Source organism: Pseudomonas kitaguniensis (assembly GCF_049199985.1).
GTDB lineage: Bacteria > Pseudomonadota > Gammaproteobacteria > Pseudomonadales > Pseudomonadaceae > Aquipseudomonas > Aquipseudomonas kitaguniensis.
On record NZ_JBLZPT010000003.1, the window covers coordinates 218,330 to 231,022 of the forward strand.

Consider the following 12,693-nt stretch of genomic DNA (forward strand, 5'->3'; position numbering starts at 1 on the left):
TCAGTTTTTCTTGGCCAGGAGTTTTTCGATGGGCAATTTGGTGATCGCAAAACCGGCCAGCAGAATCGCCGAGTACAGCATCAGGTCACGTGAAATCGCCACGCCTTCGTACCAGGCGCCGATGATCACCGCGAACACCGGGAAGATGATGAACACGAAGGACAAGATGATCGGGCTCAAGCGCTTGAGCAGCATGAAATACACGATGAACCCGCCCACCGACGCCACCAGGCCCAAGTAGAACAGCGCGCTCCAGGAGCGCAGGGTGATGGTTTCGAAGGTCGGTGTTTCAAACCACAGGCCGGCCATAAACAGCATCAACCCGGCGATCCCGATGGGCAAGGTGTTGTAGGTGATCACACTGATGGCGCTGCCTTTTTGCTTGGTAATCACGTAGCACAAGGCGTGCATGACCGCTGCGGTCAGAATCGCCAACACCCCGAAAAACTCGGCGTGGTCCAGGTGCAGGCCCTGGCCCCGGATGATCATGTAGAGGCTGCCGAAACCGATGCCGATGCCGATTATTTGGGAAAAGTAGATGCGTTCGCGCAGAAACAGCGCGGAAAAAATCAGGATAAACACCGGCATGCAGCTGAACAGCAGCGCGGTGAGGCCGGATGAGACATGCATCTCGCCGTAGTTGAGCAAGTAATACGGAACGCTGAAGTAGGACAGGGTCACGAACACAAAGAACCAGCGGCTTTCACGCGGGAACAGGATTGGCTCGCGGCGCGCCAGGGCAAAACACAGGAACAGCGGAAACGCGATCAAGAAGCGCAAGCCCGCAGAGGTCAGCGGTGGCACGCTTTCGACGGCGATCTTGATGCCCAGCCACGTGGTGCCCCAACTCAGGCACACGATAAGAAACATCACGCTGGTGACCAGGCCGGCCAACCACTGTTTCTGAGTTTTTGTTTTTGTAGTGTTTTCCAGAACGGCGGACATTGGCATCGTTTATTACTTCCCTGAGCCGGAATTGAACTCTATATTGACTGTGTATTAAGTTGTTTAACTGCGTGATTGAACCCGAAAAAGCACACTATTAGGGCAAAAGATGGCTGTCAAAACAAATATTGACATGGTGTCAATTATGCGTGAGGGCTTGTCCAACGGGCAGGGCGTTAAGTACAAGCGCCTGTCCGATGTGATGGAGCGGGGCATCCTCGAAGGCCTGATTGAGCCGGGACGAAAACTCCCGCCGCATCGGGTGCTCTCCGACAATTTAGGCGTCACCATCGGCACCATCAGCCGAGCCTACGGCGAGCTGGAGCGGCTGGGGTTGGTGGTGGCGCGCGTCGGTGACGGCACTTTCGTGCGCAAGCGCGGGATGGAGCGCCAGCGTGATGAAGGCTTTCGCAACGTCAGCGATGAGCCGCGCCAGTACTTCGATATGAGCCGTAACATGCATATTCCTGGGCAAGAAACGATGTTTCTGGCGCAGAGCTTCCAAACCTTGTCGAGCAACGCCAAATTCCTTCAGGACATCAGCGCCTATACCCCGGATGCGGGTTTGCCACGCTACCGTGAAGCCGGCGCGCAGTGGCTGGTACAGCGCGATTTTCATCCGATCCCCGAGCAGGTCATCTGCGTCAACGGCGGCCAGCATGGTTTGCTCTGCGCAATGATGGCGCTGTTGCGCGCGGGCGATACGGTGGTGACCGAACAGCTCACGTACCCCGGCCTGATCACCGCCGCGCGCATGCTCGGCGTGCGCTTGATTGGCCTCGAAATGGACGAAGAAGGCGTGTTGCCCAGCGCGTTGGATGAGGTCTGTCGTAATCACCGGGTTTCAGCGATGTACTGCACGCCAACCATCCAGAACCCGACCACGGCGGTGCTGTCGATCCCGCGCCGCGAAGCGCTGGCGAAAGTCTGTCGCGAACACAACCTGCTGATTCTTGAAGACGAAGCCCACGGCGTATTGGTAGAAGACCGGCCGCCGCCGATGAGTTTTTTCGCGCCCGAGCGTACGATTTTGATCAGTAGCTTGAGCAAGGCGGTGTCCGCCGGGTTACGTGTGGGGTATGTGCATGCGCCACCCGCCTTGGTCAGCCGTGTTTCGGCGGCGTTGCGCTCGACCTGCTGGATGGCCACGCCGGTGACCCTGGAACTGGCGACGCAGTGGATCGAAAACGGCACCGCGCAATACCTGTTAAGCCAGCAGATCAGCGAGATCAGCCGGCGCAAAGCCCTCGTGCGGGACCTGTTGGCGGGCCTGCAATACCGTACTCATCTGAACAGCCCGCACTTTTGGATCGAAGTGCCGGAGCCGTGGCGTGCGTCGGAAATCGAGGCGGAGCTCAAGCAGAATAATTACCTGATCGCCACCGCCGAGGCATTTGCCGTGGGGCAAACGGCCGTGCCGCAGTTTATTCGGGCGAGTATTTGTAATACGTCGGGCGATGATCAATTGCTAAGGGCGGGGTTTGATGCACTGGCCACCGCGCTGGGGCAGGGCGGCGGACGGTTCCACCTTTAAGACCGCATCATCGTTCTTCGCGAGCAAGCCCGCTCCCACAGGGGAATGAAGTGCCTTCCAAATGTGGGAGCGGGCTTGCTCGCGAAGGCGTCAGGTCAGGCAATGAAGATTATTTGAAGCGCCGCTCCACGCCTTTCTCGACCAAGATCTTCGCCGAAATCTCCTCCACCGAAAAATGCGTGGAATTGATGTGCGCAATATTCTCGCGCCGGAACAGATTTTCCACTTCACGCACTTCGAACTCGCACTGGGCGTAGCTCGAATAGCGGCTGTTGGGCTTGCGCTCGTTGCGAATCGCGGTAAGGCGGTCCGGGTCGATGGTCAGGCCGAACAGCTTGTGCTGGTGCGCGCGCAGGGCGGCGGGCAGCGTCAGGTGCTCCATGTCGTCCTCGGTCAGTGGGTAGTTGGCCGCGCGGATGCCGAATTGCATGGCCATGTACAAGCAGGTCGGGGTCTTGCCGCAGCGCGACACGCCCACCAGGATCAAGTCGGCCTTGTCGTAGTAATGCGTGCGGGCGCCGTCGTCGTTGTCGAGGGCGAAATTCACCGCCTCGATGCGCTCCATATAATTGGAGTTATGCCCAATGGAATGGGACTTGCCCACCGAGTAGGAGGAGTGTTCGCTCAGCTCTTGTTCCAGCGGCGCCAGGAACGTCGAGAAGATGTCGATCATGAAACCGTTGGAGGTCGCCAGGATCTCTCGAATGTCTTGATTGACGATGGTGTCAAAAATGATTGGACGAAAGCCGTCTTTTTCGGCCGCCAGATTGATTTGTTGTACCATGGCCCGCGCTTTATCTACGCTGTCTATGTAGGGCCGCGTGAATTTGGCGAAGGTAATGTTTTCGAACTGCGCGAGCAGGCTTTGACCCAATGTTTCGGCTGTAATGCCAGTGCCGTCCGAGATAAAGAAAGCAGATCGTTTCATTTGAGCCCTGGGCCTTAAGCTGATGGCGAATCTTGGATATGATAGGCGCGATTTTGCCGTCCCGCAGTGGGCCGCATTCTCACTTATTTTCCAGGTCCAGGCCACAAGCGCTGGCGAATGCTCCTACTGAGCAACCGGCGTCCTGAGCTTTTCCAACACAGAAAGTGGAGAGATCACCTTGGTAGAGTACGTAGTTTCCCTCGATAAGCTCGGCGTCCATGATGTAGAGCATGTGGGGGGCAAGAACGCATCCCTCGGCGAGATGATCAGTAACCTTGCAGGCGCGGGTGTTTCAGTGCCCGGTGGTTTCGCCACCACTGCCCAGGCTTACCGCGATTTCCTCGAACTGAGCGGCCTCAACGACCAGATCCACGCTGCGCTGGACGCTTTGGATGTCGACGACGTCAACGCCCTGGCCAAGACCGGCAGCCAGATCCGCCAATGGATCATGGAAGCCGAGTTCCCCGAGAAGCTCAACGAAGAAATCCGCGCAGCCTTCGCCACGCTGTCGGCCGGCAACCCGGACATGGCCGTCGCTGTGCGCTCCTCGGCCACCGCCGAAGACCTGCCGGACGCCTCGTTTGCCGGCCAGCAAGAAACCTTTCTGAATATTCGCGGCGTTGAAAACGTGATTCGCGCCGCCAAGGAAGTGTTCGCCTCGCTGTTCAACGACCGTGCGATTTCCTACCGCGTACACCAGGGTTTCGACCACAAGCTGGTGGCCTTGTCTGCCGGTGTACAGCGCATGGTGCGGTCGGAAACCGGCACTGCCGGCGTGATGTTCACCCTCGACACCGAATCCGGCTTTCGTGACGTGGTGTTTATCACCGGCGCCTACGGCCTCGGTGAAACCGTCGTACAAGGCGCGGTCAACCCGGACGAATTCTACGTACACAAACACACGCTTGAGGCCGGTCGCCCGGCGATCCTGCGCCGCAACCTGGGCAGCAAGGCGATCAAGATGATCTACGGCGACGAGGCCAAGGCCGGTCGCTCGGTAAAAACCGTTGACGTCGACAAGGCCGAACGCGCGCGCTTCTGTCTGACCGACGCTGAAGTCAGCGAGTTGGCCAAGCAAGCGATGATCATCGAAAAGCACTACAAGTGCCCGATGGACATCGAGTGGGCCAAAGACGGTGACGACGGCAAGCTGTACATCGTGCAGGCGCGCCCGGAAACCGTGAAAAGCCGCACGTCGGCCAACGTCATGGAACGCTACCTGCTCAAGGAAACCGGCACCGTGCTGGTCGAAGGCCGTGCCATCGGCCAGCGCATCGGCGCGGGCAAGGTGCGCATCATCAAGGACGTGTCCGAGATGGACAAAGTCCAGCCAGGCGACGTGTTGGTGTCCGACATGACCGACCCGGACTGGGAACCGGTGATGAAGCGCGCCAGTGCCATCGTCACCAACCGTGGCGGGCGTACCTGCCACGCGGCGATCATTGCCCGTGAGTTGGGTATTCCAGCGGTCGTCGGTTGCGGCAACGCCACCCAGCTGTTGAAAGACGGCCAGGGCGTGACGGTTTCCTGCGCTGAGGGCGACACCGGCTTCATCTTTGAAGGCGAGCTGGGCTTTGACATCAAGCAAAACTCCATCGATGCCATGCCCGAACTGCCGTTCAAGATCATGATGAACGTCGGCAACCCGGACCGTGCTTTCGACTTCGCGCAGTTGCCGAACGCCGGTGTGGGCCTGGCCCGCCTGGAGTTCATCATCAACCGCATGATCGGCGTGCACCCCAAGGCCTTGCTTAACTACGACGGCCTGCCGCTGGAGATCAAGGAAAGCGTCGACAAACGCATCGCCGGTTACAACGACCCGGTGGGCTTTTACGTCGAGAAACTGGTGGAAGGCATCAGCACTCTGGCAGCGGCGTTTTACCCGAAAAAGGTCATCGTGCGGCTGTCGGACTTCAAGTCCAATGAATACGCCAACCTGATCGGCGGCAAGCTGTATGAGCCGGAAGAAGAAAACCCGATGCTGGGCTTCCGGGGCGCCTCGCGTTACATCAGTGAAGCGTTCCGTGACTGCTTTGAGCTGGAGTGCCGCGCCCTCAAGCGCGTGCGCAACGAGATGGGCCTGACCAACGTTGAAATCATGGTGCCGTTCGTGCGCACTTTGGGCGAAGCGAGCCAGGTGGTCGATTTGCTGGCGGAGAACGGCCTTTCGCGTGGTGAAAACGGCTTGCGCGTGATCATGATGTGCGAGCTGCCTTCCAACGCGATTCTGGCCGAGGAATTCCTCGAATTCTTCGACGGTTTCTCTATCGGCTCCAACGACCTGACCCAGTTGACGCTGGGCCTGGACCGCGACTCGGGGATCATCGCCCACCTGTTTGATGAGCGTAACCCTGCGGTCAAGAAGCTGCTGTCCAACGCAATCCAGGCGTGTAACAAGGCCGGCAAGTACATCGGCATTTGCGGCCAAGGCCCTTCCGACCACCCGGACCTGGCCCTGTGGCTGATGGAACAGGGCATCGAAAGCGTCTCGCTGAACCCCGATTCCGTGCTGGAAACCTGGTTCTTCCTGGCAGAAGGCCAAACGCCCGCTTAAGGTCGACCCTTCAAAAGTGCCGGTCACCCGTCAAGGGCGACCGGCATTCTTATCTGTGCAGGGCGGAACTCCTTCCGGACGCCGCCCTTTTTTGTGCAAGAGCATTATGCAAAGCAGTAGCAACCTGTTTCCCGTCGCCCTGATCAGTGCTGAACGTCGTGGCGACCTGAGTGAAGATGTTTACCGGCTTAAACCCGGCAACAGCCCCGACGGCACCGTCGAGTTGGCCGTGACCCGTTTGGGCTTGGCCGATGTCCCGGAGAACCGGGGCACGCCGGTGATTTTATTGCACGGCAGCTTTTCCAATCGGCGTTTCTGGTACTCACCCAAGGGCATCGGCCTGGGTGCCTATTTGGCACGCCAGGGGTTTGATGTGTGGATCCCGGAGATGCGCGGGCATGGCTTGTCCAAGCGCAATCAGCACTACGCCAAAAATCGCGTTGCAGACTATGCGCGCTACGATTTGCCTGCGATTGGCGCGTTTGTGCATGAGCAAAACGGGCAGATTGCGCATTGGGTCGGCCATTCGCTCGGCGCTACCACGCTGGCTGCGGCCCTGGGTGGTGAGCATTTGGGTGCGGCGGCTGCTGCGTCCGTGGCGTTGTTTGGCTGCCAGGTCAGCCGCAGCCATTGGCCGCTGAAAATTCCGCTGGTGGAGTGGAGCGGCCGTTTCCTCCTGAAACGTTTTGCCCAGCTGTCCGGGCCGACGCTAAAGCGCGGCCCCGAAGATGAACCGGCGGGCGTACTGATCGAAGCCATGCGCTGGAATGGCCTGTTCGGACGCTTTGGCGACGCCGAACGCGATTGGTGGAAGGGCTTGGCCGACGTCGATGTGCCGTTGCTGGCCGTCAGCGCGGCGGGTGACCAGCAAGACCCGGATTGGGCGTGCCGCAAGCTGTTTGAACAAGTCGGCGCCGAGCATCGCCAATACCTGTGCCTGGGGCGCCGGCAGGGCTTTACCGGCGACTTCGGGCATGTCGAGATGCTGGTCAGTAAAGCCGCTCAGGCAGAAGTGTGGCCGTTGGTGGCGCAGTGGTTGAAAGATCCGCTGACACCTCTATTCGGAACGCAGCCGCAGGTGGCGGAAACGGCGTGATGCATGGCTCTGCTCGGGGCGTTTCACTCGCGCGTGGTTGCGGCTAAACTATGACGCGTTAAACGCTTCTGGTCATATTCAGTCGCTCAGTGCCTATTGCGTTGCGCCGGGGTGGGTCCGATCATGGCCGCCGTCAAACGCGGAACACTTAAAGAATGCCTGTTGCGACGCGTTTTTCTAATGTACACCTTGGGATGTTGGACCTCTTCTTTGATAACAGGAGTTTCTCGATGAACCATTACGTGACGCCCGACCTGTGCGACGCCTACCCGGACCTGGTGCAGGTAGTCGAGCCGATGTTCAGTAATTTCGGTGGCCGAGACTCCTTCGGTGGCGAAATCGTCACCCTCAAATGCTTCGAAGACAACTCCCTGGTCAAGGAACAGGTTGATCAGCCAGGCGCCGGCAAGGTGCTGGTGGTCGACGGTGGGGGTTCCCTGCGTCGCGCCTTGTTGGGCGATATGCTCGCCGAGAAAGCCGCCAAAAATGGCTGGGAAGGGCTGGTTATTTACGGCTGCATCCGTGATGTCGATGTCATCGCCCAAACTGACCTGGGGGTGCAGGCACTGGCGACTCACCCAATGAAAACCGACAAGCGCGGTATTGGCGACCTCAACGTGGCGGTGACTTTCGCGGGTGTGACGTTCCGCCCGGGCGAGTACCTCTACGCCGACAATAATGGCGTGATCGTCTCGCCAAGCCCGCTGAAAATGCCTGAATAAACACTGCAGTAGCCGATAGGGGTGAGGATGTTCGAGGAAGAAAACGCGCAATGGGGGCTGGTGCATGCCCTGGTGCTGGACGGTAAAGGCGGTGCGCGTTGGATTGCCCGGACTGAGCTCGACGACTTGCAATTGCAGCCGCAGGAAAGCCTGTGGCTGCATTGGGATCGCAGCCATCCGCAAACCCAGACCTGGCTGCGCAAATCCAGTGGCTTGAGCGAGTTCGCCTGTGACTTGTTGCTGGAGGAGAACACCCGCCCGCGCCTGCTGCCGCTTCCGGACGCCGAATTACTGCTGTTCCTGCGTGGGGTCAATCTCAACCCGGGCGCAGAACCTGAAGACATGGTGTCGGTGCGTATTTTTGCGGCGGCCAGCCGCGTGATTTCGCTGCGCCTGCGCCCGCTGCGCGCAACCGATGAATTGCTGGTGCAACTGGCGGACGGCAAAGGCCCAAAAACTGCGTCCGAACTCATCCTTTATATGGCGCAGTACCTGACCAATAAAGTGCAGGATCTGGTGACTGACTTGTCCGAAATCGTCGATTTTGAGGAGGAAAAACTTGATACCGACGAACGGTATACGCCAGAGCATGGCAGTGTTTTGCAGATCCGCCGGCGTGCCGCTGGCCTGAAGCGTTTCCTTGCGCCGCAGCGGGATATTTTCGCGCAACTGACGCGGATAAAATTACCGTGGTTTTGTGACGATGATGCCGATTATTGGAACGAGTTACACAACAGCCTGACCCGCTACCTGGAGGAGCTGGAATTGGCCCGGGAGCGCGTGGGGCTTGTGCTTGAGGCTGAAGATCGGCGCTTGAGCGTGCGTATGAATCGCACCATGTACCGCTTCGGGATCATCACCGGAATCTTCCTGCCGATGAGTTTTCTGACCGGCTTGCTGGGTATAAATGTGGGCGGCATTCCGTTCTCTGCAAGCCCTTATGGTTTTATGATTGCGTGCCTGATGATGGTGGCTGTAGCACTGGGGCAGTGGTGGCTGTTTCGACGATTGCGCTGGGTTTGAGCTGAATATGACCTGAACGTAGTAAAGGTCTTATGTGACCTCAGGAATTTTACCCTCGTCTTTTAAAACACTTGCGAGAGGTCTTTATGCACGATCCGTTCGAACAGTCTTTACGTGACATGCTCAATGCTTCGCCGTCCAACCGTGACGACGACGCATGCCTGGGCCGCGTGTTGAAAACCGCCAACCGTCAGGTGGGGGCGGGTGACCTGTTCGGTCTGCTCGGTCGCTGGTTGCCGGCGTTGATGATGGCTCTGAACAATGGTTCGGCCCATGTATCCCCGGTTTCCCGTCGTAAACCTGTTGCTCGCACTGCTGATAAGGCTGATTGAATATGGAAATTAATCTCTGGACCCAGAGCCTGTTCACCGCGATGACTGCGCTGTGGACGAAGGTGGCGAATTTCATTCCCAACCTGCTTGGCGCACTGGTGCTGGTGTTGTTGGGTTTTGTGGTGGCCAAGCTGCTCGACACCTTGCTCTCCAAATTACTCGCAAAACTGGGCCTTGACCGATTGATGGGAGGCACCGGCCTGACTAAGCTGTTAGGCCGCGCCGGGCTGCAAGTGCCGATCTCTACCCTGGTCGGGAAGATCGTCTATTGGTTTGTTTTGCTTATTTTTCTGGTTTCTGCAGCTCAATCGCTTGGACTTGAGCGAGTTTCAGCTACGCTCGACATGCTTGCGCTGTATTTGCCGAAAGTTTTTGGCGGCGCGCTGGTGCTGTTGGTAGGCGTTTTGCTGGCGCAACTGGCCAATGGGCTGGTGCGCGGGGCTGCCGAAGGTGTGGGGCTCGACTATGCTGCGGGCCTGGGGCGAATCGCTCAGGGGCTGGTGATCATCATCAGTATTTCCGTCGCGATCAGCCAGTTGGAGGTCAAAACCGACCTGCTCAACCACGTGATCGTGATTGTTTTGATTACCGTTGGTCTGGCTGTTGCGCTGGCCATGGGTTTGGGGAGCCGGCAAATTGCCGGTCAGATCCTTGCGGGGATCTACGTGCGTGAGCTGTATCAGGTTGGGCAACAGATACGTGTGGGCGAGGTCGAAGGGCAAATTGAGGAGATCGGCACAGTCAAGACGACGGTGCTGACCGATGACGGGGACCTGGTGTCGCTGTCCAATCGGATTCTCCTGGAACAGCAGGTCAGTAGCCGCTAACCCGGCATCCTGCTAATGTACGCCGCCGCAAACCCGGCTGACCGGGTGTAGCGCACATTGACCTGACTGTCGGCACGATTTGTTTTGAATAAAGCCCAAACGCTGTCCACGCGCTATGACCCCCGTGAGCTCTCTGATGAGGAGCTGGTCGCGCGTGCACACACGGAGCTTTTTCACGTAACCCGTGCGTACGAAGAATTAATGCGCAGGTATCAACGCACTCTGTTCAACGTTTGTTCAAGATATTTGGGGAACGATAGAGATGCGGACGATGTCTGTCAGGAAGTGATGCTTAAGGTGTTGTATGGCTTGAAGAATTTCGAGGGTAAATCGAAGTTCAAGACCTGGCTGTACAGCATCACGTACAACGAATGCATCACACAGTATCGGAAGGAACGGCGAAAGCGTCGCTTGATGGACGCTTTGAGTCTGGACCCCCTTGAGGAAGCGTCTGAAGAAAAGGCGCCGGTACCCGAGGAAAAGGCCGGACTCGATCGCTGGCTGGTGCATGTGAATCCAATTGACCGGGAAATTCTGGTGCTGCGATTCGTCGCAGAGCTCGAGTTTCAGGAGATTGCTGACATCATGCATATGGGCTTGAGTGCTACAAAAATGCGTTACAAACGTGCTCTTGATAAATTACGTGAGAAATTTGCGGGCGAGACTGAAACTTAGTGCGTGGCAAATATCTCTTACGTGTAGGCAAGTTCTGTTAGACTTGTCGCCGAGTTGTCCCCCGGTTTGTGGGACTGCTTTACAATCACCAGATGGGGATTTAACGGATGAAACTGAAAAACACCTTGGGCTTGGCCATTGGTACTCTTATTGCCGCTACTTCTTTCGGCGCACTGGCACAAGGCCAAGGCGCAGTTGAAGGCGAGCTGTTCTACAAAAAGCAGTTCAACGATAGCGTTAAGCACATCGAAGACGGCTTCAACCCAGGCGCTCGTATTGGTTACTTCTTGACCGACGACCTGGAGCTGAACCTGTCGTACGACAAGACTAACCACACCCGTTCGAACGACGGTACTGGCAACCAGAAGATCAAAGGCGACACTGGCAGCCTGACTGCTCAGTACCACTTCGGTCAGGCTGGCGTTGACAGCCTGCGTCCGTACGTTGAAGGCGGTTTCGGCCACCAGAGCCGTACCAACGTTCAAGCTGACGGCCACAGCGGTCGCGACCAGTCCACCCTGGCTATCGCTGGCGCTGGTGTGAAGTACTACTTCACCAACAACCTGTACGCTCGTGCCGGTGTTGAAGCTGACTACGCTCTGGACAACGGCAAGTGGGATTACTCCGCACTGGTCGGCCTGGGTGTGAACTTCGGCGGTAACGCTGGCGCAGTAGCTCCAGCTCCTACCCCAGCACCAGCTCCAGAGCCAACTCCAGAGCCAGAAGCTCCAGTTGCTCAGGTTGTTCGTGTTGAGCTGGACGTGAAGTTCGACTTCGACAAGTCGGTTGTTAAGCCTAACAGCTACGGCGACGTGAAAAACCTCGCTGACTTCATGAAACAGTACCCACAAACTACCACCGTTGTTGAAGGTCACACTGACTCCGTCGGTCCTGACGCTTACAACCAGAAGCTGTCCCAGCGTCGTGCTGACGCGGTCAAGCAAGTTCTGGTCAAAGACGGCATCGCTCCTAACCGTGTAAGCTCGGTTGGTTACGGCAAATCCCGCCCAGTTGCTGATAACGCAACTGAAGCTGGCCGTGCTGTTAACCGTCGCGTAGAAGCCTCGGTTGAAGCACAAGCTGCTCAGTAATTACTGAGTGGTAGAAAAAAGCCCGGCTTAGGCCGGGCTTTTTTTCGCCTGTAATTTGCCTCAGGCGCTGGCTGATGCTGCAACGCACGCTGCCTGCGCAGTGGCGGCAACACTGCCGATCACCAAAATGGCCGGGCTCTTCAGAGCGAACGCCAGTGCATCCCTATGCATGTGTGACAGGTCGCTACGGCATTCGCGCTGTTGCGGCAGCGATGCATTTTCGATCATGGCCACCGGCATGTCCGCAGCCATTCCGCCGTCGAGCAGCTGTTGACGGACCTCTTCAAGCTTCGCCACGCCCATATACACGACTAACGTGGTTCCGCCCTCGGCCAGTGCGCGCCAGTTCAGGCTGCTGTCATCCTGGGTATGCGCCGTGACCAGCGTTACGCCGCGGCTTACACCGCGCAACGTCAGCGGAATATCAAAATTCGTTGCGCCCGCCAAACCCGCTGTGATCCCGTTGACCAGTTCAACGTCAACCCCGCGTTCGCGCAGCCACATCGCCTCTTCGCCGCCGCGACCAAAAATACACGGGTCACCGCCCTTCAGGCGTACCACGCACTTGCCTTGGCGTGCGTAACGCAGCATCAGGCGGTGGATAAAATCCTGCGGCGTCGAACGGCAACCGCCGCGCTTGCCGACGGTAATCACCCGCGCGTTAACGCAGTGTTCAAGTACCGCCGCATTCACCAAATCATCGATCAGCACCACGTCGGCCTCGCGCAGCGCGCGCACTGCCTTGAGGGTCAATAACTCCGGGTCACCAGGCCCTGCGCCCACCAGCCAGACTTTTGCGTTCATGTCGTTCTCCTCGCAGCCTTCTCGCTGACGGTTATGCGAACCCTGGCGCTGTTGTCTGCGCGATGGCTCGAAAAATTACGCGCAAACAAAAAGGCGTCCCCGCTGGTTACCTAGCGAGGACGCCTTTGTCCTGGTCCCGTTATCTCGGGAAACGCGCCCCTT

Annotated in this window: 12 protein-coding genes; 9 read left to right on the forward strand and 3 right to left on the reverse strand. The window is 57.9% G+C overall.

Translation table 11 applies throughout. The annotated features are described in order from the left end of the window. A complete protein-coding gene (locus tag ACOZK9_RS06465; protein WP_161936694.1) occupies positions 1-894 on the reverse strand; it encodes a DMT family transporter in 894 nt (297 codons plus the stop codon). A 160-nt stretch (positions 895-1,054) separates the two neighbouring features. Here ACOZK9_RS06465 and ACOZK9_RS06470 point away from each other — a divergent pair, with 160 nt between their 5' ends. Then, positions 1,055-2,479 carry an aminotransferase-like domain-containing protein gene (locus ACOZK9_RS06470; RefSeq protein ID WP_152745666.1) on the forward strand — a complete coding sequence of 475 codons (1,425 nt, stop codon included), beginning with the start codon at positions 1,055-1,057 and terminating at the stop codon, positions 2,477-2,479. A 109-nt stretch (positions 2,480-2,588) separates the two neighbouring features. On the opposite strand, the gene ppsR is transcribed toward ACOZK9_RS06470, so the two are convergent. Next, positions 2,589-3,407: a posphoenolpyruvate synthetase regulatory kinase/phosphorylase PpsR gene (gene ppsR, locus ACOZK9_RS06475; RefSeq protein ID WP_058412273.1), complete on the reverse strand. Its 819-nt coding sequence runs from the start codon at positions 3,405-3,407 to the stop codon at positions 2,589-2,591. Positions 3,408-3,585: 178 nt separating this feature from the next. Here ppsR and ppsA point away from each other — a divergent pair, with 178 nt between their 5' ends. From ppsA to ACOZK9_RS06515, 8 genes are all read left to right on the forward strand, one after another. Beyond that, entirely contained in the window at positions 3,586-5,961 is a 2,376-nt protein-coding gene (gene ppsA / locus ACOZK9_RS06480; protein ID WP_421555472.1) for a phosphoenolpyruvate synthase, read from the forward strand. A 106-nt stretch (positions 5,962-6,067) separates the two neighbouring features. After that, positions 6,068-7,057 (forward strand): alpha/beta fold hydrolase, encoded by a 990-nt coding sequence (locus ACOZK9_RS06485; protein WP_421555473.1) that lies wholly within the window; start codon positions 6,068-6,070, stop codon positions 7,055-7,057. Positions 7,058-7,287: 230 nt separating this feature from the next. Then, on the forward strand, positions 7,288-7,779 hold the full coding sequence (rraA, locus tag ACOZK9_RS06490; RefSeq protein ID WP_058412270.1) for a ribonuclease E activity regulator RraA: 492 nt from the start codon (positions 7,288-7,290) through the stop codon (positions 7,777-7,779). A gap of 27 nt (positions 7,780-7,806) precedes the next feature. Then, complete coding sequence (locus ACOZK9_RS06495) at positions 7,807-8,802, forward strand: zinc transporter ZntB (RefSeq protein WP_058412269.1); 996 nt, start codon at positions 7,807-7,809, stop codon at positions 8,800-8,802. A gap of 86 nt (positions 8,803-8,888) precedes the next feature. Beyond that, entirely contained in the window at positions 8,889-9,134 is a 246-nt protein-coding gene (locus ACOZK9_RS06500) for a hypothetical protein (RefSeq protein WP_058412268.1), read from the forward strand. A 2-nt stretch (positions 9,135-9,136) separates the two neighbouring features. Beyond that, positions 9,137-9,961, forward strand: a complete 825-nt coding sequence (locus ACOZK9_RS06505) for a mechanosensitive ion channel family protein (RefSeq protein WP_421555474.1) — start codon at positions 9,137-9,139, stop codon at positions 9,959-9,961. Between the two features lie 84 nt (positions 9,962-10,045). Then, positions 10,046-10,636: an RNA polymerase sigma factor SigX gene (gene sigX / locus ACOZK9_RS06510; RefSeq protein ID WP_058412266.1), complete on the forward strand. Its 591-nt coding sequence runs from the start codon at positions 10,046-10,048 to the stop codon at positions 10,634-10,636. 107 nt (positions 10,637-10,743) lie between these two features. Next, positions 10,744-11,727, forward strand: coding sequence for an OmpA family protein (locus ACOZK9_RS06515; RefSeq protein WP_058412265.1), 984 nt, complete (start codon positions 10,744-10,746; stop codon positions 11,725-11,727). A 60-nt stretch (positions 11,728-11,787) separates the two neighbouring features. On the opposite strand, the gene cobA is transcribed toward ACOZK9_RS06515, so the two are convergent. Beyond that, positions 11,788-12,531 (reverse strand): uroporphyrinogen-III C-methyltransferase, encoded by a 744-nt coding sequence (cobA, locus tag ACOZK9_RS06520; protein ID WP_058412264.1) that lies wholly within the window; start codon positions 12,529-12,531, stop codon positions 11,788-11,790. Positions 12,532-12,693: the final 162 nt, after the last annotated feature.

Coding starts and splice junctions, on each gene's coding strand:
- ACOZK9_RS06470 (WP_152745666.1), top strand. CDS start 1,055: ATGGCTGTCAAAACAAATATTGACATGGTGTCAATTATGCGTGAGGGC.
- ppsR (WP_058412273.1), bottom strand. CDS start 3,407: ATGAAACGATCTGCTTTCTTTATCTCGGACGGCACTGGCATTACAGCC.
- ACOZK9_RS06485 (WP_421555473.1), top strand. CDS start 6,068: ATGCAAAGCAGTAGCAACCTGTTTCCCGTCGCCCTGATCAGTGCTGAA.
- rraA (WP_058412270.1), top strand. CDS start 7,288: ATGAACCATTACGTGACGCCCGACCTGTGCGACGCCTACCCGGACCTG.
- ACOZK9_RS06495 (WP_058412269.1), top strand. CDS start 7,807: ATGTTCGAGGAAGAAAACGCGCAATGGGGGCTGGTGCATGCCCTGGTG.
- ACOZK9_RS06500 (WP_058412268.1), top strand. CDS start 8,889: ATGCACGATCCGTTCGAACAGTCTTTACGTGACATGCTCAATGCTTCG.
- ACOZK9_RS06505 (WP_421555474.1), top strand. CDS start 9,137: ATGGAAATTAATCTCTGGACCCAGAGCCTGTTCACCGCGATGACTGCG.
- ACOZK9_RS06515 (WP_058412265.1), top strand. CDS start 10,744: ATGAAACTGAAAAACACCTTGGGCTTGGCCATTGGTACTCTTATTGCC.
- cobA (WP_058412264.1), bottom strand. CDS start 12,531: ATGAACGCAAAAGTCTGGCTGGTGGGCGCAGGGCCTGGTGACCCGGAG.